The organism is Anabaena sp. TISTR 8404 (genome assembly GCF_056847745.1).
Genome location: NZ_CP180578.1, coordinates 4,096,647 through 4,118,311, shown reverse-complemented (window position 1 = coordinate 4,118,311; position 21,665 = coordinate 4,096,647). Strand labels below are relative to the sequence as shown.

The following is a 21,665-nucleotide window of genomic DNA, read 5'->3' as shown; positions in this document are numbered from 1 at the left end:
AGTTGGAAAATTTGTGGTCAGTCATTTGTAAGAACAAATGGTTCTTCGGGGGAGTTACCACTACTGAATTTGCGCTTCCGCAACCAACTAATGCCTAGAACGCCAAACGTTAATAGGCCGAAAGTAGAAGTTGGTTCCGGAACAGCTTGTTGATTCTCAACTCTGATGATTTGCCCTTGTCCAGGGCGATCGCTTTGATTACTGATGTAAAATGCACCATCAGAGCCAATAGTTAAGGCATTGGGTGACTCTAAACCATTGCCAGAGAGAATCGTTGTGCGAGTACCATCAGCAGCTATTTTGATGAGCGAACCATCAAAATCACCTTTCCAAGCTGACTGATTGGCATACTGCAAGGCATACAAATTGCCCGCAGTATCAAACTCTAAGTCTGTTAGTTGGGTAAAGCCATCTGCATAAACTGTGGTTGTGCCATCAGTACCAACGCGATAAATTTTGGCTCCCCCTTCTGGAAAGGGAAAACCAGTGAATTGGCTAACGTAGTAAGCGCCATCAGGGCCTTTAACCACACTTGAGGGTACTGCTTGGATCGCTATTTGTGATAGTGGTGGTTCTGTGGGGGTGGGTACTTGGCCTGGTTCGTTGGATGGTGTACCTGTGGGTGGAAAGACTGGATTAGTTAAGATATCTTGGGGAAATACTGTGAGTGCTTGTAAGTTACTACCATCAGTGTTGACACTGAGTAAATCGTTAGCTCCAGCATCAACGGTAACTATGCGATCGCCATCAATGAAAAAGCCCAAAGGATTACTATTGATATCACCACCATCGGGGTTATTGACAAGTTCATAGTTGGCTAAATCGGCAACAGTTTTCCAGGAATTACGTTGAAAGTCCGGGGTAATGATTTTTCCTAGTACAGTGTTGCCCAAATTGCGATCGCGAAAGGTAGGATCAGCCCCATATCCCACTAAAACATAGGGCTTACCTTTGCTATCAAATTGGATATCTCGCACTCCACCGGCTCCTGTACCATCAGCTAAGGCGATGGAAGGTAAACCTGTGAGTACAGGTTTAGTTTGGCCATTCTCAATTTTGAGAACTTTACCACTTGTGCCATAGCACAAAGAACCACCTTGACCGCTCACTGGTGGTACACAAGCGCCGTTTCCTCCAGTTCCTGCCTCTGTGATATACAAATTACCATCAGGGCCGAAGCTTAAACCTCTGGCATTGTTCAAGCCGTCTGCGATGACGGAAAAAGAGGCTGCATCAGCTGTTTTCATTCCGGCAACAGCGGCAACACAGAAAGTGAGTAGGGTAATGGTTAGTTGTTGGAGTTTGATGTGTTGCATTGTTTTAACGCAGAGGAATATGGAGGTAAACACAAAGGTACGCAGAGATTTTTGACTGAGAGTCTGTTAGTATATTTCGGCGTAAATAAAGTACTTATTTTTCTTGATTTCAGACTTCATACTTCATACTTCAGACTTCACACTTCAGCCTTTTCCACTAGCAACTAATTCTGGCTCTTTGGCTACTGGGATGTAGCTCATACCTCTGTCAAAAGATTTGAGGTTGCCAGCTTTACCTTCTAGGAGGCGTTTGATGTTCATGCTTTCTGCACCAAAGTCTTCAATCTGGAGTTTGCCGTGAGGTAGTTGTTCTCCGTCTTTCCAGAAGGTAATGCGATGCAAAATTAAACCAGAAGCATCAGGGTCGTTAAAGGCGTAAGCTGTGGGGATAAGTAGCGCTACAGAACGTTGATAGTAGTCGTAATCTGGATAAAAATATTCTTGTTCAAGCAAGTAGTATTTGCTTAAGCTATGAACACGTACAGAGATTTTGACTTTCTGGTTATACTCATCTAAAAAGTCGCCCGATGAGCCACTCACTTCACCAATAGGACGGACTAAATGCGCCCATTCGTCGATATTTTTGACATCTTTTAAATAATCAACTGCAATTTCTAATGGAGCATCAACATAGATAGTATCAGTATCAATAAAGTAGCGTCCTTTAGCTGCTGTCTTTCGACCAAGTTTGCGCTCTAAATTAGCTTTGAGAGAACGACATTCGGAAGTGTGGACGGTGTGAATCCCTTGCATAATCATTGATGTTTGCCGTTTGGGATCAACAAAGCTCAACCAATGAAAGTACACGCCTTCTTCGTCTGTTCCTGGCTCTATATAGTTGGGTGGAAAAAGTAATACTGGATAAACTTGGAAGTATTTATTGTACTCCAGTCCGCAATGCCACTCAATGCCATAAAACAGAGAGTTTTCTAGTTTTTTAACGTGGTAATAGAGGTTTTTTTGATAGCCAGATGCAGTTCCAAGCCAAGTATCTTCGTCAATTTGCTCTTTCATCCGGCTATATAGCGTCCATTCATCTAAGTTTTTTAAACTACAAAGATACTCAAAAGCACTCTCCGGTGAAGTAGCTATATAAGCTGATGTTGCAAAGGTATTTTTTTCCACTTGTCGCTCCTCAAAGTAATAACTTGCTCTGGTTTACGCAGCAATTTGTTGATTTTTTCTGGCTCTGGCTTTCAAAATTCGTTCTTCTGCCAATCTCTTAGAGGCATCATTAGTAGTGATGCCTTGTTGATGAGCAATGCCAAAAATCTTTAGTAGTGTGTCGTAAATATTATTGACTTGCTTGAAGGCTTTCTCTTCGTCATAGCCAATCATCTCGTTATAAACATTGATGATGCCGCCAGCATTAATTACATAATCAGGGCAGTAAAGAATGCCTTTTTCTATGAGTCTTTGACCATGCAGGCGCTCATTATCTAGTTGGTTATTGGCAGCACCAGCAATAATTTTTGCTTGGATTAAGGGAATTGTTTGACTATTAATAATTCCTCCCATCGCACAGGGAGAAAATACATCTACATCTAAACCATAAATTTCTTCTGGTTCTACAACAGTAGCACCAAATAAGTTTTTTACTTCTGCTGTTTTTTCAGGGCTGATGTCAGTCACAAAAAGTTGTACGCCATGCTCATGTAAGTGCCGACAAAGGTTTTTACCAACGTTACCTAAACCTTGGACAGCAACTTTCATCCCTTCTAGTCTTTGGGTCTGCCAATTAAATTCGACAGCAGCTTTAATACCTAAGAATACTCCTAAAGCTGTAATGGGTGCAGGGCCACCTGATTTTTCTTCGACACCAACTACATAATTAGTTTCTTGTTTAATTGTGCGGACATCTTGGGGTGTAATGTTGACATCTTGTCCTGTGATAAAACGACCTTTGAGGCTTTCGACAAATCGTCCATAAGCTCTCAACATTTCGTCTGTTTTATCGGCGGGATTAGCAATAATTACTGCTTTGCCCCCACCTGCTGGAATGTTGGCGCAAGCAGCTTTATAAGTCATACCCCGACTGAGGCGCAAAGCATCTTTTAAAGCAGCTTCTTCGTTGACATAAGGATAAAGTCTGGTGGCTCCCATTGCTGGCCCTAAGCTAGTGTCATGGATGGCAATAATTGCTCTGATATCAGGATTTTTCCCATGACAGTAGAGAATTTGCTCGTGACCCATTTCTCTAACAGTTTCAAATAGCTGCATTTTGGTATCCCATTCTTGATTGTGGATTGGTTAGAGCAAGTTAGTGGTGAATTTAGGAAACACTATTTGGGCTAAAGAATGCGGCAAAATTAGCTAAATAAACATCGATTAATTGTAAAAAAATCTTAAAAAATATCTAGCTAACTTTGCCATGTTGGTAAAATGCAGAGCAGGTCAAAACTCAGTGTTTGTGGTGTAATTGTAAAACTAAAAACTTTGCTTTTTAGTTAGCGATCGCCAAAGACCTAAATACTCCAGCCTGAAAGTTAAACTAAGGGAAAGGAAACTTGCTTGGCTGGAGTTTTCACAGTATTTGAGTTATTTGAACCGCTGGCTTTGACACCTTGCGCTGCTAAACTTTTGTTACGTCCGCCAGAAGGTGCTGGTTGGTCAGCGTCAATTACAACATCAACGACAAAGGGAACATCAGATGCGATCGCTTGTTGCAGGGCTGCTTCTAAGTCAGACTCTTTGGTGACTCCAACTCCTGCTGCACCCATACCACGGGCAATCATCGCAAAATCCGTTGGGGGAATTTCTGCGTCTGCACCTTTTAACCCCAATATCTTCATACCTTGATGGCACATATTGTATCGGGCATCATTCAGGACAATCCAAACAGCAGGAATTTTATATTTGACTGCGGTGCTGATTTCGTTATTCATCAGCATTGCACCATCACCAACAATGGCGACGGCTTTACCTTTTATCGCTTGGGCTGCACCAACTACGCCTGTCGCAGCGTGTCCCATCGCACCAACTCCGGTACTGACTCGGTAACGATTGGGTTCGGTAAAGCGCAGACAATGAGTTGACCAAGTAAAAGAGTTACCACACTCCGCCAAAACTACCGCATCACTACCCTCTACAACTATCTTTTGAATAGCAGCCATCAATACTTCTGGCCGTACTGGCGAGTCTGGGGCTGCTTCTATAGGTTCAGGTTGGGGGTTAGGTAACAACTCTGTCGGGAAAACAGTTTCTGGTAAATGCTCCAAAAGTTCTTGTAAATAAGCTTTGATATCAGATTGAATAGCGAAAGTCTGAGCATGGGGATAAGCCACACCAGGAACTTCCGGATCTATATCAACATGGACAAAGCCTTTTGCAGGAACCATTGTCGGACTCCAGAAAGAAGTCGGTTCGCCTAAGCGGGTTCCCAGTACGAGGGTACGGGCAGGCTGATGTTTTTCCATATAGGTAATGACGGAAGCATCACCACCTAAACCTGTGACTCCTACAAACTGGGGATGATCTTCTGGGAAGATGCCTTTGCCACGAGGGGAACACATCACCGCCGCACCTGTTGCCTCTGCCAATGCGTAGATTTCATCAGCTGCCTCCCGCGCCCCAAACCCAACCCAAATAGCGAAGGGTTCGGAAAATAGTAACTCCGCAGATTTCGCAACTTTTTCTTTTTGAGCAGTGATTCGATATGCATCTATATATAGTTGTGGCCAGGAAATGCCTTCAACTAAACTTGTTTGTACCGCAGTCGGGATGCTGATGTGGGCAACAAATCCGCCTGGTTGGGCTAAACCCAACGCCAGTTTACGGAAAATTTGCGGCAGTTGGGCAGCAGATTCGACTGTGATTGCATAGTTGAACAATGCGCCAGAGGTGAAAATACCACCACTAGGCAAGGTGTAACTGCTGGTTTCTTGAATTGCCCAGCGTCCCCGTTGGGGTGCGGAGGTACAAGCTGACAGTAGAATCACTTTTGCACCTTCACCACGGGCAGCAAATAACCCGGTGAGAGCGTTGGTAATTCCAGGCCCGGCGGTGGTAAAGACGACAGTTGGGCGATCGCTGGCAAAGTAAGCTTCAGCAGCTGCAAAAGCAGCGCCTGCTTCATGTCGGAAATTCAACACTTGTATTTGGCTGTTCGATAGCGCATTCCACAAACTGGCCATTGCACCACCAGCAATGCCAAAAGCACTGCATACACCCAGGTTGACCAACATTTGCGCGATCGCTTCTGCAACCGTGAGCGTAGGACTGAAATCATTGGGTAACAAAGTTTCAATTACCCTGGGATGTTGCAAATGGTCAAGCGTGGGAGAATCTCTAGGCGGAGATTCTACGTATTGATTGCCATTTGCAGGAAATTCTTCGTACAGCTCAGTAGTAACTAGCTGAGAATTGGAATCAGTATAATTTTGGCTCATTGCTTTCACTTAATTCCCGATACTTGCACAAGGGTCTTGGGTATATATTTAGGCAATAGGTGATATATAACACTAAGAAACTTGTCGCTTATTTTACGGATATGACCGGGCTGGTTTGAGAGTGGATGTTTATGCGGCTTTTCAGCCCAGTAAAAAAAACTTTTAAAAAAAGTGAAGAAAATTAAGGCAGTACTTATGAAAATCAGAGTACGGGAAATTAATACTTATTTGCAATGAAAAATCTTTTGATACCGTTACCAATTCTTTCGCAATTGTTGTCTGCGCTACATTTATACAGTCCAGCTTGTTGATTGATATCTTGCGTTAATTAGCAAGTTGTGTCAAATTAAGTTTAAATAAATTAATATTATCTTCATGAGACCCAGCACTGCTATGGTCAAAATTTTATATTCAGCACTTATGCTTTATGCTTAAAATTGTAGTCGCAAAAATCACTGGGTAATTTTTTTTGAAAAGCTAAGAACGAGATACAACTTAGGATAGATGATTGAATAATACTTATATAGTGTTGAGAATAATGTATTTCTTTTGACAGATGAGAAATTTGATTTTGGTATATTAAATTCCTGAGGAAGGCAATTAAGAAAAATTAAGAGGTAAATTGTATGATCTAAAACTTGTAATTCTACCTAAACGGCACGATAAACTACGTAGCCAGTCTTTTATCAAGCTCAAGCTACAGAAGTTTTCGGAAATTTGTAACATCAAATTTCAAATAACACCAAGATTTCACAGAACTAAACAATAAGTCTGCATTAGTGGAACATTACTTTTCAAAAGAATAGCTAATTCTGGAAAGAACAATAGTTCCCATAACTATAAAGACAGAGAAGCATTAGTCAGCCGCTGTACTGGTAAAATAATCCAGTGTTGACGGTAATTTTAGCAATAACTGTCGAAAGAATTTGCTTAATTCGTATATGCACTGTGTTGTGTAGTTTTCCCTTGGGTGATTAGCTTTTCTTAAAGGTTACATTTCTTCCTAAAATAATGATGAGGCAGTACTACTTTCAAAACACAGACGCATACTCCATAAATGAACAAAGGTAACTATGATTTGGAGTTTTGAATTAGCATGGCACTACAGTCAGAGTTAGAGTTTAAGTTCGCTCATTTTCTTATTAATAATGCTGTAGATGCAGCCTTCTGTTTAGGTGCAAATTGGCAGTTTATTTACGTCAATGATGCAACTTGTAGAATGATAGAATATTCTCGTGAAGAATTGCTGTCAATGGCGTTGCCTGATATTGATTTAGATTTTTATGTTCATAATTGGTCAGAAAAAAAATTACAAGAAGCTGTCACCTTAAAAACTCGCTACCGAGCTAAGGGAGGCAGAATATTTTTAGTAGAAATATCTCTCAAATTTTTAGAAGATCAAGGGAGAGAATTTAGCTGTGCTTTTGTGCGCGATAAAAGTCATGAGATAATAGAATTAAGCACCCAAAAGTGGATTAATGAGTTAAGAGATACTAACGCCAATTTACAACAGCAGGTTTCTGAACTCAAGCAAAGAGAAATGAACTTAGAAACATCTCTTTCTTTACTGAGTTCTACATTAGAATCTACTGTGATCGGTATTGTAACAATTAATTTTGAAGGTGATATCCTGAGCGTTAATCAGAAATTTTTGGACATGTGGCAAATCCCAAAATCTCTGTTTCGCTCCCAGAAATGCCCTCAGTGCAAAGAATTTTTTGAAAACCAAATCAAGCATCCAGAAACTTTTAATCGGCTGATTTGGGAAGTTTCTAGCCAATCTGACATTGAAAGCTACGACATTATCGAGTTAAAGGATGGCAGAATATTTGCTAACTATTCTCAACCTCAGTGGTTAGAAGGCAAAATTACTGGTAGAGTTTGGAGTGTTTGGGACATCACTGAATCAAAACAAGCAGAGGCAGCATTACGTCTGAACGAAGCTAGATTTCGGACTTTGGCAGAAACAACAGATGCCAGCACTTTTTTGATTCACGGTACACGAATTTGTTATGTGAATCCCGCAGTAGAAATGCTGACAGGCTACACAAAAGCAGAACTACTAAATGGGTTTGATATTCGTCAATTAATCAAAACTAAAAAACAGCGACAGATAAGTAAGTTACGAGAGACTCACAACTTTGAATACCAAGAAATCAGAATCCTGACTAAAAATGCTACAGAACGCTGGCTTGCTTGTGCAGTAGCCAAAATTAATGGCACACTTGATTTTCAAGATCAACAAGTTGAAATGATTGTCGGTATTGATATTACAGATTATAAAAACTCAGAATCAGAACTTAGTAAGGCTTTAGAACAAGCAAAACAACTTGGTGACTTAAGAGCGCGTTTTTTATCTATGGTCTGTCACCAACTCCGAAATCCGTTGAATGTTGTCTCATTTTCTAATAACTTACTCAAGCGCTATATTGACAAACAAACAGAGGAAACAATCGAACCTTTACTGGAACAAATTCAAACTTCTATTGAACAACTCAGCCAAATGTTGGATGAGATTTTGTTCTATGCTAAAGCAGAAGCAACAAAGCTGAAATTTGAACCAGAATCTCTCGAATTGGTGAAATTATGCAATAGTTTAGTTGCCAAAATGCAGATGAGTAATCTGCAAACTACAATAAATTTTGCTTGCCAAAGTAATTGTGTGCAAGCTTATTTGGATAAAAAAATAGTAGAGACAATTCTCAATAATTTGCTGGATAATGCCATTAAATATTCTCAATCAGGTAGTATAATTAATTTGGTGCTTTCTTATAATCAAGAAAAAGTAATTTTTCAAGTTAAGGATCAAGGAATTGGCATCCCATTAATAGACCAACAACGAATATTGGAACCGTTTTATCGTGGCAGCAATGTCGATAGCATTCCTGGTACTGGCTTAGGATTAGCAATTGTTAAAAGCCTTGTAGATTTACATAATGGTCAAATTACAGTAGAAAGTGAAGCTGCCCTAGGTACTACTTTTACTGTAATGCTGCCATTAAATAACCAAAATTCTCATGGTTCAGAGTTATGAGTGTTGAGTCTTGCAACTCAAAATTCTTAACTTGGAACTACAGCAGAATATATGAGTGGCCATTATGATGCCCATTCTATTAATAGTGTCCCTATTTAAGACTCAGCAAAGAGTTGACTAAATATTTCCTGTCACAATTTTAGTAACAGAACAATGATTTCCAAATCATCAAAAAAAATTCTCGTTATTGAAGATGATAGCGTTACCCGCACTCTTTACTTAAAGGGTCTGAAGCTGGAAGGTTTTGATGCAATAGGGGCAGAAAATGGCTTAGTGGGTATTCAAAAAGCGCAAGAAAATCTACCTGATTTGGTGGTTTGCGATATTATGATGCCTCATCTGGATGGTTACAGTGTCCTGAATGCATTACATCAAAATCCTCAGACAGCAGCTATTCCTTTCATTTTTCTGTCTGGTAGCGACAGTAGGGCAGATATTCGCAAAGGTATGGAATTAGGTGCAGATGACTATATTACCAAACCTTCCACACTAGATGAATTGCTTAGGGCGATCGCAACTCGGTTCAGAAAGCAAGCTTCTCTGAAAAATTGGAGCAATAATATATCTGAAAAAACTCCAGTATCAGAAGCAGAAAATCCCGCAAGCACTCATAATCCTAAATCAATTTTTCCTTCTATTCCGCAATTAAAAGAAGTATTTGACTTTATTGAAGCTTATTTCCGCCAAGGAATTACGTTGTGTGATGTGGCTGAGGCAGTTGGATATTCACCTGCTTACTTAACTAATCGAGTTGCAAAACAAACTGGAGAAACTGTCAATAACTGGATTGTTAAACGTCGAATGGCGGAAGCTCGTTCTTTACTACAAAATACGGATGAGACTGTTGAGCAAATTGCCAAATTATTAGGCTATCAACATGTCTGTCATTTCTCGCGTCAGTTCCGCCAACATCATGATTTACCCCCCCATGCTTGGCGGTTGTGTTCTAGAAATCAATAACTTTGAGTAAGTATATGACTCATATTTGATTAGTGACAAAAATCAGTACACATCTAATTTTCTTATTATCTGTTCCCCGTTCCCTGTTCCCTACCTACACAAGAATTTTCAGTAATCAAATCGGATTCCTATATATTGTAGTGCTGAGTAGAAACCGAGTAATTTTAAAGTGGCAATTTTGTAGAAGCGCAAATCTTTGCGCCCCTACAGTGTAGGCTTGACTTACTATTTTTGTAAGTTTCCTACGTGCAGACCGCACTCTTTAGCAGTAGATTCTTCCCACCACCAGCGACCTTCACGTTCATGCTGGTTTGGTAGAACGGGTCTGGTGCAAGGTTCGCAACCAATACTGATAAAACCGCGTTCGTGTAATTTGTTGTAAGGTACATCTAAAGCGCGAATGTACTCCCACACTTGGGCGGAAGACCAGTTGGCTAAGGGGTTGAACTTAATTAACTGATGGTCTTCAGTAGAAAATGCGGTGTCAATTTCAATTACAGGAATATGGTTGCGGGTGCTAGGACTTTGGTCTTTACGCTGTCCTGTAACCCAAGCATCAAGGGTATTCAATTTGCGGCGCAGTGGTCTAACTTTGCGGATAGCGCAGCATTCTTTGTGACCGTCTTGATAAAAACTGAACAATCCTTTTTCTTCTACCAAGGCTTGTACTTCTGCGGCATCGGGGAACATTAGTTCTAACTTAATGCCATAATGTTCTCTGACTTTATCTAAGAACTGATATGTTTCTGGATGCAAGCGTCCAGTATCGAGGGTAAAAACGCGGAAGTCTTTGGTGATTTTGGAAGCAATATCAATTAAAACAACATCTTCAGCACCACTGAAGGAAATTGCCATGTTGTCAAAACTTTCCAAGGCGAATTTGAGAATTTCTCTGGGAGATTTTTGACTATATTCTGCTTCTAAAGCAGCAATATTTAAATCTGTATGGGCGGCTACCATGTGTGAATGTTCTCTTCTCTCTGAACTTGAATTTTACCAATTTAAGATGCTGTTATACCAATTCTCGACAACAACTTACGGAAATCACTCCAGCGATTGTAGACAAAAATGATGCAATGTCGTGCAGTGGTATGAGTTGCGATCGCTGTTACACTGCAATTATCTCGCTCTACCCAGATCCAATGCCCAACCCACTAAAGCTAAACGACTACAAGCAACAAATAGCCGATCTCTACAGTCGCAGAAGTTTGACTTATGATCAAAGCGATTGGCATCTCCAAATTGCTCATCGTCTGGTGGAATATGCCCAACTCAGCCAAGGACAGCGTGTCTTAGATATTGCCACTGGTACAGCTATGGTTGCAATTAAAGCGTCTGAAGTTGTTGGGGCTGGAGGTGAAGTCGTTGGTATAGATATCTCTCCAGGAATGCTTGACCAAGCCAAACGTAAAGTGGAAGAATTAGGACTTACTAATGTGAAATTTCAATTGGCGGATGCAGAAGCATTGCAATTTCCAGTTAACAGTTTTGACTGCATTTTGTGTTCATCTGCATTAATTTGGATGGAAGATATTTCCGGTGCATTGCGTCATTGGTATCAATTTTTAAAACCAGGTGGTTTACTAGGTTTTCATGCATTTGCAGATACGGCTTTTATTGGTGTTGTCGTTGTGCAGAAAATCGTGGAAAAGTACGGTATTTCACTTTATTTTAGTAAGCCAACAAGTACAGAAGAAAAGTGTCATAATTTGCTAAAAGCGGCAGGTTATAACTGCATTGAAATTGAATCTGAGCAATACGGTAGCTATGTCAGTTTAGAACAAGCAAAACAGATGTGGGCAGGAAATGAGTATCTAGCGCCAGGTCAATCTCCTAATCCTTTATCGCAGTTATCAACTGAACAAATAGAGCAAATTAAGGCTGAATTTGAATTTCAATTAGCTGCATTAGAAACTGAACAAGGCATTTGGAACGATATTACTGTATTTTTTACATTCGGTCGTAAGCCAGTTGAGGAAAATTTCTAGTAGACTCACCTGATTAAGTAAGTAGGGTAGGTATTCCCAGCCTCATTCTTAATTAACCAAGAATATAGTAGTGAATGTCCACCTTATATATACTGCGTTTTTTCAAAAATCAAATATGAATTCTATAGAAGACAGCTATGGGTGCAGTAATGGAAAATCATCTCTCAAAACTCAATAGTAATACTAATAAAATTTAAAAAGTATTAGCAATGCCATACTTAACTGCTGCTAGGGACATTCGTAATTTCATTGCTGAATATGTCAAATCTAAAACCTTATGGATAGATACAGAAGTAGCTGACTATAACAGCCGCAATCCGAGATTATCGCTCATTCAAGTATTAGATAATCCTAATGATATGAGTGGTGATCGCGTTTTACTTTTGGATGTCTTAGATCAGGATGAATTGGTAGCTTATTTTATCGAGCAAATCATGGTCAAGCCGGACATAGAAAAAGTATTTCATAATGCTAGTTATGATGTAAAGTTTTTAGGTAATAAAAAAGCTAAAAATATTACTTGTACTTTAGAAATATCTAAAAAAATTCCTTATTATCTTTTACCAGTACCTAACTACAAACTCCAGACTTTAGCTAGTATTTTGTGTAACTTTCACTATATTGATAAACAAGAACAAACTAGCGATTGGGGACAAAGACCTTTAACAGAAGAACAAATAGATTACGCTTATCTTGACTGCATTTACCTTGCTCAAGTACATAAACGTTTGTTAGAATTACAAACAGAAGGTAATCCTGAGCCAAAAACAGAAGATTTAGTAGCTCTCAGTGCCAGATATACCCAAATAGAAGAGCAATGGAAGCTATTAAATTCGGAATTTGAACATTTGCAAGAGCGCATTAAAAAAGCTATGCAAGCTCAAAATGTATCAGAAACATCTTCCTTTAAATTGACTTCTTATGAACGGAAAACTGTGAAAACCAATTTTTTGGAATTGGCAAGACTGGTACAAACTCAAGGATTAACTTTAGATTTCCCTGTGACATTGACTCAAAAACTGCAAAAAGATTTAGGGGAAAATCTAGAACAATTATCTGTAGAAATAGATACATCTAATGCTTGGCGGTTAACTTCCAAAACTCAGGAAAGCAATAACGAGAATGAGTAAAATCAGCTTTTGAGTTTAGCATAATTAACATTTATAATAAAAGTATAAAGTATAATTAACCACGCTTAAATAACAGCATAAAAGTCAAAAAGTTGATAAACTTCCCGGTTGAGGCGAGAGTTAACCGTTATTAAACCTAGGGAATATTAGTGAAGTGTGTTATTTAACATTACACATCGACATTCCAGATTTAATTAACTTGGGTGTTAATTCAGTCTAGGTGGAATGGTGGTTGAAAGCAACTTATGAAGCTGCTGTTATTGGAGCAAAAGCGGGTGAAGGAAAAAAAAGTATTGGCTATAGTTGTGCTGACTGTATTGAGTGCAATTACCCTTGTCTCTTGCAATCGAGACAAGAATGTGTTGGTGACAGAAATAGGCTTCACTCCTCCTAGCCGTCGGACAATTAAAACCTCACAAGCAGGGACGCTGTATTTGCAAGGGCAAAATCAGCATCTTAAAGGCGACTTACAAGCCGCGATCGCTTCTTATACTAAAGCACTAAACCTCAATCCTGACTATAGTGCAGCCTACAAAGGGCGAGGACTTGCCTACTTTGATACTGGAGACAAGCAAAAAGCAATTGCTGATTACAACGAAGCCATTCGCCTGTCCCCCAACGATGCCGAAGCCTTTAACAGTCGGGGAAACGCCCGTGCCTCCCTAGGAGATAATCGAGGTGCGATCGCAGATTACACCCAAGCTATTAAGCTTTCACCCAATTATGCCGAAGCTTATAATAACCGAGCTAATGCCCGTGCAGCCATAGGCGAAAAAGACGGTTCACTGGATGATTACGACCAAGCAATTATTCTAAATCCCAGATATGCGATCGCCTACAATAACCGTGGTAACGCCCGTGCCGCCCAGGGTGATAAACAGGGAGCTATATCCGATTACAATGAAGCCATACGCCTGAATCCTAGCTTTGCCCCGGCTTACAATAACCGAGGTAACGCCCGTGCCGCCCAGGGTGAAAAACAAGGCGCAATCAACGATTTAGAACAAGCTGCCGCTATCTTCCAACGTCAAGGTAATAACGAATTGTATCAACAAGTAATGAATAATCTTCAAGAACTTGGGCAATAGTACAGCAGGGAACAGGTGACAGGTGATAGGTTACAGGTTAGTAGAGACGCGAAATTTCGCGTCTCTACTAGTTAGGACATCAGTACACAATAGAACTAAGACAGCAAGAGACTTTTAACCCTGTCATATCATGTCCGGCAAATCAGTTATGATTCAGCACATTTGTGCAGAAAGATAAAAACTCTTTATCCTCCTGCCCCCTTGCGGTCTATATGACAAGTCTTTTACCGGAATCGATATCACCTGTCCCCTGCTATAAACCTGCAAAATTTTAGGGGTGATTACAAAATCACCCCCATATTCCCCTCATATTAGAATTTACTTTCAGCACCCTTATTGGGACGTATTTTTACTTTGAAATATTAACTAAACTTTCAACTGGAGCATTAGCCAAGGTTGGCGCTGTAAAAATTTGAGAGTACAGACTTGCTGGCTGTTGACGAGCCACAACTGGTAGCACTTGCCGAGCATGAGTAGCTACTTCTACTGTTTTCACATCGTATGTCTGCGTTGCTAGTTTGGGATACAAACCGATACCGATGATGGGAAGTAACAGACAAGCGGTGATAAACAATTCACGAGGTTTCACATCAGGAACTACAGCATCTAGATGTAACTCTTCACTTTGCTTACCGTAGAACACTTGGCGGAGCATGGACAACAGGTAGATTGGTGTCAAAATCACGCCAACTGCTGACAGTAGCACAACTACAACCTTGAAGCTGGAACTGTAAACATCGCTGGTAGCGATACCGAGGAACACCATCAATTCGCCGACGAAGCCACTCATTCCAGGTAAAGCGAGAGAAGCCATTGCACCAGCAGTGTACAGTGCGAAAGTTCTAGGCATTACCTTACCGATGCCACCCATTTTATCCATCATCAAGGTGTGGGTACGTTCGTAAGTTACACCAGACAGGAAGAATAAGCTGGCAGCAATCAAACCGTGGGAAACCATCTGTAACATGGCTCCACTAATACCAAGTTCTGTGTAGGAAGCTAAACCAATCAACACAAACCCCATGTGAGCAATTGAAGAGTAAGCCAAGCGGCGTTTGAGGTTGGTTTGAGCAAAGGCGCAGCAAGCACCATAGACAATGTTAACTACACCCAAGATTGCTAAAACTGGAGCGAAGTAAACATGAGCATTAGGTAACATTTCAATGTTGAAGCGGATTAAGGCATAACCACCCATCTTCAACAACACACCAGCCAAAATCATGGAACCAGGCGCAGATGCTTCACCGTGAGCATCGGGTAGCCAGGTGTGTAAAGGGAAGATTGGCAACTTCACACCGAAGGCGATTAAGAAACCAGCGTAAACTAATAATTCAACGGCTTTAGGATATTGTTTCATTCCTAGAGATGCGATGTCGAAGGTGACAGTATCTCCAGAGAATGCCATCGCAAAACCAGCAACAAGGATAAATATAGAAGCAGCAGCAGTATAAAGAATAAATTTGGTAGCAGCATAACGGCGTTTTGCTCCACCCCAGATGGAAATCAGCAGGTATACGGGAACTAGCTCGATTTCCCACATGAGGAAGAACAATAGCAAGTCTTGGGCAAGAAACACACCCAACTGGGCGCTGTACATTACCAGCATCAACCCATAAAACAATCGCGGCTTGTTGGTAACTTTCCAAGCCGCGAAGATTGCTAGGGTGTTGATTAAGCCTGTTAACAAGATGAGTGGCATCGACAAGCCATCAACTGCTACAGACCAATTTAAACCAATTTGTGGAACCCAAGAGTATTTTTCGACGAATTGGTAAGTTGAGCTTTGGAAATCGTAGTTATGCCAGAAGGCATAAATCATTAAGGCAAAGTCCGCGATCGCTACTCCTAAACCATACCAACGGACTGTTTTTCCTTCTTTGTCTGGAATTATGGGGATGGCCAAGGCAGCCACCAAGGGCAAGGCAATTATGGCAGTTAGCCAAGGAAATTCGACAGCATTCATCACTTCTGACAATCTTTTTTTGTTTTCGCTTTTAATTACATTATATTAAGGAATTCGTACATTTGTAAACGTAATTTATCTCTAGAAAATTAAATTTTGGATATCGATGAGAATATATACTCATCAATTCTTCAATTTTGACCATCATCAGGAATAAATACTCATGAAATTTAATGGCTAGTCCATTCTAGATATAAAGTTTTGTAAAGTCAATAAAAACGGTGGCTTATACCACCGTTACAAAACTTAATCTATTGTATGTCTAACGAGCGATTTTACCCATAAGATTTTGGGTTAAGCCCTAAACGATGCGGTTGACAATTGTCCAAACTTCCCCATCTGAGCGGACATGGGGAACTGAAATCGTCTTGAATCCGGTAATAAAGGGCTTGTAATAAACTTGCCAATACAAAGGACTGAGATGATCGGCTGAGGCTTTCAACAGGCGGATTTCGGTTGCCAATTCTGCCGCTAGTTCGTTAATGCGATCGGCGTGAACCTGTGCCACCTTTTTTGCTTCTTCTAGTTGCTGTTGGATGGTAAGTTGTTTAGACTCAACTTGCCAACGAGCGAGTTGGGCTTGTTTTTGTTGTAGCTGGGCTGTCAAAGCAGTGATCGCATCATCGATACCTTTGAGTTCAGCAGATAATTGCGGATTTTCTCTAGCTTGGCGGCGATAAGCTTCAACAATTGCTGAAGGTGAATTATTATCGCCAGATATCTCATTATTATTAGTGAGAGCAGCCCGTTCTTGCTGAAGAACTTGAATTTGAGATTTGATGGCTGCTATCTCGGCTTGAATCTGCTCCATAGTTAAAGTGCTGAGTGTAAAGTGCTGAGTGCTGAGTAAAAATTCTAGTCCCTAGTCTCTAGCCTCTAGTCTCTCTTTCATACGTTGCGCCTTGAGTGTCTAAAGCCAGCGATCGCACTTCGGCTTCAATACCTGTCGCTTTCCAGGCTGTGATCATTGCCAATTCCACAGCTTGGGAATGTGCCACATCAGCTAAAGCTAATAGCGTCGGCCCTGCACCACTAATCACCATGCCATAAGCACCAGCCTCAACCGCCGCCGCATTCACAGCATCGTAACCAGGAATCAAGGCTTTACGATAAGGCTGATGCAACTTATCTTGTAAAGCTGCTTTTAGCCATTCTGGGTTTCCAGTTTCCAAGCCGCGTAACAATAATCCTAAATGGGCAGTATTGAAAATTGCGTCGGCACGGCTAAATTCGGTGGGTAAAACACGCCGTGCTTCTGAGGTAGACAACTCAAAATCTGGGATTGCCACGACTGGGATGATATTTTCATGCCAAGGAACATCACAAATTTCCCAACCAGCATCACTAGTAGCCGCCAGACGACATCCCCCGATTAATGCTGGAACTACATTATCAGGATGTCCTTCCATTGCGATCGCAATTTCCATCACCTGCACCTGAGATAGAGGTTCACCCGCGAGTTGATTTGCTGCGACCAACCCGCCGACAATTGCTGTCGCTGAACTACCCAAACCCCTCGCCAGTGGTACACCCAAACCAATCTCAATTTTCACAGGCGGCGGAGTCTGATCTATATATTGATAAAACTTCAAAAACGCCTGATAAAGTAAATTACTCTCATCAGTTTGCACTCGTTCGGCTTCTGCACCTGTGACATGAATAGTTAAACCGCTTTCATCTAAGCGTGTAAACCTAAACTGGTTACAAAGCGTCAAAGCTGCACCAATGCAATCAAAACCCGGCCCCAAATTAGCAGTCGTAGCGGGGACATTAACCGTAACAGAAGAAATAACAGACATCTGCAAATACTCACCTAACCAATCAACCAGCATCCCATGTAACTGGTTGATTTGTTCATTGCTCAACCTCATTTGGGGTATATATGGGGTATATATGGGGTATATATGGGGTACAAATGGGGCCTATATGGAAGTTTTTCAACTGACGACAACTGTTGATGCTACTGGGCATTTGCATCTTGACATCCCAACACAGCTATCGCCTGGTGAAGTAAATATTGTGGTTGTGCTAAGTCCAGTTACATCAGACAGCACGCAAAAATCTAATTATGATTTTTCCGATCTTGCTGGTAAATTAGTTTGGCAGGGAGATGCACTAGCAATGCAAAAAGTGTTGAGAGATGAATGGTAGTCGCTACTTGTTGGATACTAATGTGATCGTCGCGCTCCTACAGGGTAATTCACAACTGTTACAATTGTTGCAAAATGCTGATTGGATAGGAATCTCGATTATTAGTCAACTTGAATTTCTGGCATTTTCACGGTTGACGCAGAGTGATATCCAACTTTTTCAACAATTTCTCCAACGAGTTGAAGTCGTTAGTTTAACTGCTGGTGATGCAGTGTTGATTCAGCAAATTATTCAACTTCGACAGCAATATCGTCTAAAACTACCAGATGCGATCATTGCAGCAATGGCACTTCAGACAAATGCAAAACTAGTAACTGCGGATCAGGAATTTGCGAAAGTATCGGCCTTAACAGTTATTAGTTGGTAGCTATAACTTCTCTATGTTTCCAATTTACCTTGTACCCAGTCTGATATCCCCATTGGTTTTCAAAAGGTTCAGCAAGATAATCAGGTAAAGGTTGAACAGGATTCAAATGTCTGATAAATATTCCACTTCTGGCAAAGAAAAAGCCAGTAGATGAAGTATCTCCAGGTTCATTACTAATATCAAATGAGTCGCAAATGAGTAAGACTCCACTTACAGACGAATTATTTTTTCTAATTAATTTTTGTAATGTTCCTTTAAGCTTCATTAATTCATTCACAAGCTTTCCAGAATCATTGTTTATATTTATAAATTTATTAGATACATCGATAACAGCAATTCCATATATTGCTTGTGTTGATAAATGAGTTTTCCAATTTTTAATTTGTTGATTTGCTTTTTCAATGACTTTCTTATATCTTGTATCATTTGTGTTTATCTCAATATGCTTGCATTCCACAGCTATAGGAATAGGGTGGTTATTTACATCTATTTTAAAGTCAGCCAGTCCTTCATCTTCTGTTGCAGTTATTCTAAACCCTTTCTTACTTAAAAACCAAGCTGCAAAAGAAAGTTCTGTTATTAAACTTTGAAAACCATCTGTCTCCTTTAACTGAGATGTAATTTGCTGCCTTACTTTAGCATCACCATAGTTTGCAAAATTACCTAGTGAGAAACTTACTGGATTACCACCACTAACTTTTGAAAATATATAGTTATCTAACAAGATAGAAGTAAGCTCTGGAAAAATATCTCGGTTTTCAGGAAATTTAATTATTCCCCTTTGTGCAATCATCTGTTCGCAAATCTGGTATCTTTGGACTGCTGGATGATTTGGCTTTCTTTTACACAGTTTTTGCCAGCCTTCTTCATTGAACAGATCTTTAATTAACTTTTTTTGAGCAGTAAAATGCTGAACAGAGTCGGACATATCATAGAACTGTACCATAGAGTAAATTTGATTGGTAGAAGTGCAATTTTAAATAAAGGATTTATGCAAGAGATAGCTGAAATTCTTATTTTAAATTAGAGGCAATTATATGAATTGCCTCTAAAGCAAGTACTTTTCCTTAACTCCTCAATTAGTCTAGGCCTGACATCTGTAAGAAAGACCCAATCTGAGGGCTAAAAGTTCTCGAAGTTTGCGATCGCATCTTTCAATTTCTGCACTACTTCATCTACAGAAATTGCGCCTAACTCACCAGAAGCGCGGGTACGGATGCTTAAAGAGTTGGTTTCAACTTCCTTCGCACCTACCACAGCCATTACGGGTATTTTATCTTTCTCGGCGTTGCGGATTAATTTACCCAAGCGATCGCCACTGGTATCGACTTCGGCACGGATACCCAAAGCTTGCATTTTCGCTACAACATTTTTAGCAAAGTCTAGCTGTGCATCACTAACAGATAGCAACCGCACTTGCACTGGTGCTAACCACAAGGGGAAATCACCTGCATACTCTTCAATTAATATCCCAATCAGCCGTTCTAAGGAACCGAAAGGTGCGCGGTGAATCATTACCGGACGCTTGCGAGAACCATCTTCAGCAACATACTCTAAATCAAAGCGTTCTGGTAAGTTGTAGTCAACTTGCACAGTTCCGAGTTGCCATTCTCTTTCCAAAGCATCTTGGAAGATAAAGTCGAGTTTTGGCCCATAAAATGCCGCTTCCCCTATACCTTCAAAGTGTTCCATTCCTAGTTGTTCCACGGCGCGGCGAATCGCACCTTGAGCTTTTTCCCAAGCTTCATCGGAACCGATATATTTATCACTAGCAGGGTCACGGAAACTAAGTCTGGCTTTGAAGTTCTTTAGTTGCAGTTTATTGAACACAGACAAAATCAAATCCACTACGTTGAGAAATTCTGCGTCTAGCTGTTCTGGAGTAACAAACAAGTGCGAGTCATCCACAGTAAAGCCGCGCACTCTGGTTAAACCGCCTAATTCCCCTGATTGTTCATAGCGGTAGACAGTACCGAATTCTGCCAAGCGCATTGGTAGTTCTCGATAAGAACGTAACTCGCTCTTATATATTTGGATGTGGAAGGGACAGTTCATCGGCTTCATAACAAAGCCTTGCTCAAGTGCGGCGGCGGCTTCATCCTCTGCCATTAAGGGGAACATATCTTCTTTATATTTTTGCCAGTGACCGGAAGTTTTAAATAAATCCACTCTGGCAATGTGGGGAGTTACTACAGGCAAATAACCGCGCTTGAGCTGTTCCTGCTTGAGGAAGTCTTCTAAAATATTCCGCAATAAAGTACCTTTGGGAGTCCACAAAGGTAAACCCGGCCCTACTAAGTCGGAAAAGATAAATAATCCCAGTTCTTTACCAAGTTTGCGGTGGTCACGGCGCAATGCTTCTTCTTTACGGCGTTTGTATTCAGCTAGTTGTTCTGGAGTTTCCCAAGCAGTACCGTAAATGCGCTGTAGTTGCGCTTTGGTTTCATCCCCACGCCAATAAGCACCCGCAACGCTTTCTAAATCGATAGCTTTGGGGTTTAAATCTTTGGTATTTTCTACGTGAGGCCCGGCGCACAAATCCCACCATTCATTGCCTAGATGATAAATGGTGATTGGTTCTTTCAAATCTGCCAGAATTTCTAATTTATAAGGCTCATTAATTTCCTGAATGCGGCGTTCGGCTTCTTCCCGGCTGACTTCTTCCCTAATTACTGGCAATTTACGATTAATAATCTTAGCCATCTCTTTTTGGATGGCTTTGAGGTCTTTGTCAGTAAATGGCTCTGGACTGTCGAAGTCGTAGTAAAATCCATTTTCTATCCAGGGGCCAATTGTAACTTGCGCCTTGGGAAACAGCTTCTGCACTGCCATTGCCATCACATGAGAAGTTGTGTGGCGAATCTTTTTTAAAGTCTCTGATTCGCTGGTGCGGGGTAAATAAACTTTTTCTGGTTGTTCTGCTGGATGCAGTTCTTGATTAGGCGACATTGGCTGCTGAACCATTGGCGAAGGATTACAAACAGTGATTTATTAGTTAAAATGCTGAAAAACTTACCCAAATATAACATATGGTTATCTTTGGGTTTGACAGAGTTTTAGCTGCACTGGATGCACTCTAGCATTCTATAAAGTATGTAGACACCCCTTGGGTGGCTTCCCGCAGGGTAGGGTGAAGTCTGAAGTATGAAAATTAAAATTTGGCTTGTTGTCGGCGGTGTCTGGTCTACAGTCTTTGGGTTTAATTTTTCTACAGTAAAAGTATTATGTTCTTATTTTTAGAATTATAACTTTGTAACTATTCTCACAGATTTTTTTAACT

17 protein-coding genes are annotated in these 21,665 nt (G+C 40.7%); 7 read left to right on the top strand and 10 right to left on the bottom strand.

Annotation, left to right across the window (positions count from 1 at the left end; genetic code table 11):
* Window positions 1-17: 17 nt before the first annotated feature.
* From ACMX3D_RS17795 to scyA, 4 genes are all read right to left on the bottom strand, one after another.
* Window positions 18-1,307: a ScyD/ScyE family protein gene (locus tag ACMX3D_RS17795; protein WP_482752372.1), complete on the bottom strand. Its 1,290-nt coding sequence runs from the start codon at window positions 1,305-1,307 to the stop codon at window positions 18-20.
* A gap of 153 nt (window positions 1,308-1,460) precedes the next feature.
* Window positions 1,461-2,441 carry a scytonemin biosynthesis cyclase/decarboxylase ScyC gene (scyC, locus tag ACMX3D_RS17790; RefSeq protein ID WP_482747204.1) on the bottom strand — a complete coding sequence of 327 codons (981 nt, stop codon included), beginning with the start codon at window positions 2,439-2,441 and terminating at the stop codon, window positions 1,461-1,463.
* 33 nt (window positions 2,442-2,474) lie between these two features.
* A complete protein-coding gene (gene scyB / locus ACMX3D_RS17785; RefSeq protein ID WP_482747203.1) occupies window positions 2,475-3,536 on the bottom strand; it encodes a tryptophan dehydrogenase ScyB in 1,062 nt (353 codons plus the stop codon).
* Window positions 3,537-3,802: 266 nt separating this feature from the next.
* Entirely contained in the window at window positions 3,803-5,704 is a 1,902-nt protein-coding gene (gene scyA, locus ACMX3D_RS17780; RefSeq protein ID WP_482747202.1) for a scytonemin biosynthesis protein ScyA, read from the bottom strand.
* Window positions 5,705-6,800: 1,096 nt separating this feature from the next.
* On the opposite strand from scyA, the gene ACMX3D_RS17775 reads away from it, so the two are divergent.
* Entirely contained in the window at window positions 6,801-8,738 is a 1,938-nt protein-coding gene (locus ACMX3D_RS17775) for a scytonemin biosynthesis sensor histidine kinase (RefSeq protein WP_482747201.1), read from the top strand.
* A gap of 153 nt (window positions 8,739-8,891) precedes the next feature.
* Window positions 8,892-9,698 (top strand): response regulator transcription factor, encoded by an 807-nt coding sequence (locus ACMX3D_RS17770; protein ID WP_482747200.1) that lies wholly within the window; start codon window positions 8,892-8,894, stop codon window positions 9,696-9,698.
* 225 nt (window positions 9,699-9,923) lie between these two features.
* Here ACMX3D_RS17770 and ACMX3D_RS17765 read toward each other — a convergent pair whose 3' ends face one another.
* Window positions 9,924-10,658 (bottom strand): phosphoadenylyl-sulfate reductase, encoded by a 735-nt coding sequence (locus tag ACMX3D_RS17765; protein WP_482747199.1) that lies wholly within the window; start codon window positions 10,656-10,658, stop codon window positions 9,924-9,926.
* Window positions 10,659-10,660: 2 nt separating this feature from the next.
* Here ACMX3D_RS17765 and ACMX3D_RS17760 point away from each other — a divergent pair, with 2 nt between their 5' ends.
* From ACMX3D_RS17760 to ACMX3D_RS17750, 3 genes are all read left to right on the top strand, one after another.
* Window positions 10,661-11,686: a class I SAM-dependent methyltransferase gene (locus ACMX3D_RS17760; RefSeq protein WP_482747198.1), complete on the top strand. Its 1,026-nt coding sequence runs from the start codon at window positions 10,661-10,663 to the stop codon at window positions 11,684-11,686.
* 209 nt (window positions 11,687-11,895) lie between these two features.
* Complete coding sequence (locus ACMX3D_RS17755) at window positions 11,896-12,816, top strand: ribonuclease D (protein WP_482747197.1); 921 nt, start codon at window positions 11,896-11,898, stop codon at window positions 12,814-12,816.
* Between the two features lie 245 nt (window positions 12,817-13,061).
* Window positions 13,062-13,904, top strand: a complete 843-nt coding sequence (locus ACMX3D_RS17750) for a tetratricopeptide repeat protein (RefSeq protein ID WP_482747196.1) — start codon at window positions 13,062-13,064, stop codon at window positions 13,902-13,904.
* A gap of 349 nt (window positions 13,905-14,253) precedes the next feature.
* On the opposite strand, the gene ACMX3D_RS17745 is transcribed toward ACMX3D_RS17750, so the two are convergent.
* The 3 genes from ACMX3D_RS17745 to thrB all read right to left on the bottom strand — a co-directional run bounded on the left by ACMX3D_RS17745 (window position 14,254) and on the right by thrB (window position 17,666).
* Window positions 14,254-15,867 carry an NAD(P)H-quinone oxidoreductase subunit 4 gene (locus ACMX3D_RS17745; protein ID WP_482747195.1) on the bottom strand — a complete coding sequence of 538 codons (1,614 nt, stop codon included), beginning with the start codon at window positions 15,865-15,867 and terminating at the stop codon, window positions 14,254-14,256.
* 301 nt (window positions 15,868-16,168) lie between these two features.
* Window positions 16,169-16,678: a hypothetical protein gene (locus ACMX3D_RS17740; RefSeq protein ID WP_482747194.1), complete on the bottom strand. Its 510-nt coding sequence runs from the start codon at window positions 16,676-16,678 to the stop codon at window positions 16,169-16,171.
* Between the two features lie 58 nt (window positions 16,679-16,736).
* Window positions 16,737-17,666 carry a homoserine kinase gene (gene thrB, locus ACMX3D_RS17735; RefSeq protein WP_482752371.1) on the bottom strand — a complete coding sequence of 310 codons (930 nt, stop codon included), beginning with the start codon at window positions 17,664-17,666 and terminating at the stop codon, window positions 16,737-16,739.
* A gap of 127 nt (window positions 17,667-17,793) precedes the next feature.
* Between thrB and ACMX3D_RS17730 the strand changes: the two genes are divergently transcribed.
* Entirely contained in the window at window positions 17,794-18,018 is a 225-nt protein-coding gene (locus ACMX3D_RS17730) for a hypothetical protein (protein WP_482747193.1), read from the top strand.
* Window positions 18,008-18,385, top strand: a complete 378-nt coding sequence (locus ACMX3D_RS17725) for a PIN domain-containing protein (protein ID WP_482747192.1) — start codon at window positions 18,008-18,010, stop codon at window positions 18,383-18,385. The genes ACMX3D_RS17730 and ACMX3D_RS17725 overlap by 11 nt, the downstream gene beginning before the upstream one ends.
* On the opposite strand, the gene ACMX3D_RS17720 is transcribed toward ACMX3D_RS17725, so the two are convergent.
* On the bottom strand, window positions 18,375-19,313 hold the full coding sequence (locus ACMX3D_RS17720; RefSeq protein ID WP_482747191.1) for a hypothetical protein: 939 nt from the start codon (window positions 19,311-19,313) through the stop codon (window positions 18,375-18,377). The two genes, ACMX3D_RS17725 and ACMX3D_RS17720, sit on opposite strands and share 11 nt — an antisense overlap.
* A 194-nt stretch (window positions 19,314-19,507) precedes the next feature.
* Window positions 19,508-21,349 (bottom strand): threonine--tRNA ligase, encoded by a 1,842-nt coding sequence (gene thrS / locus ACMX3D_RS17715; RefSeq protein WP_482747190.1) that lies wholly within the window; start codon window positions 21,347-21,349, stop codon window positions 19,508-19,510.
* Window positions 21,350-21,665 lie beyond the last annotated feature (316 nt).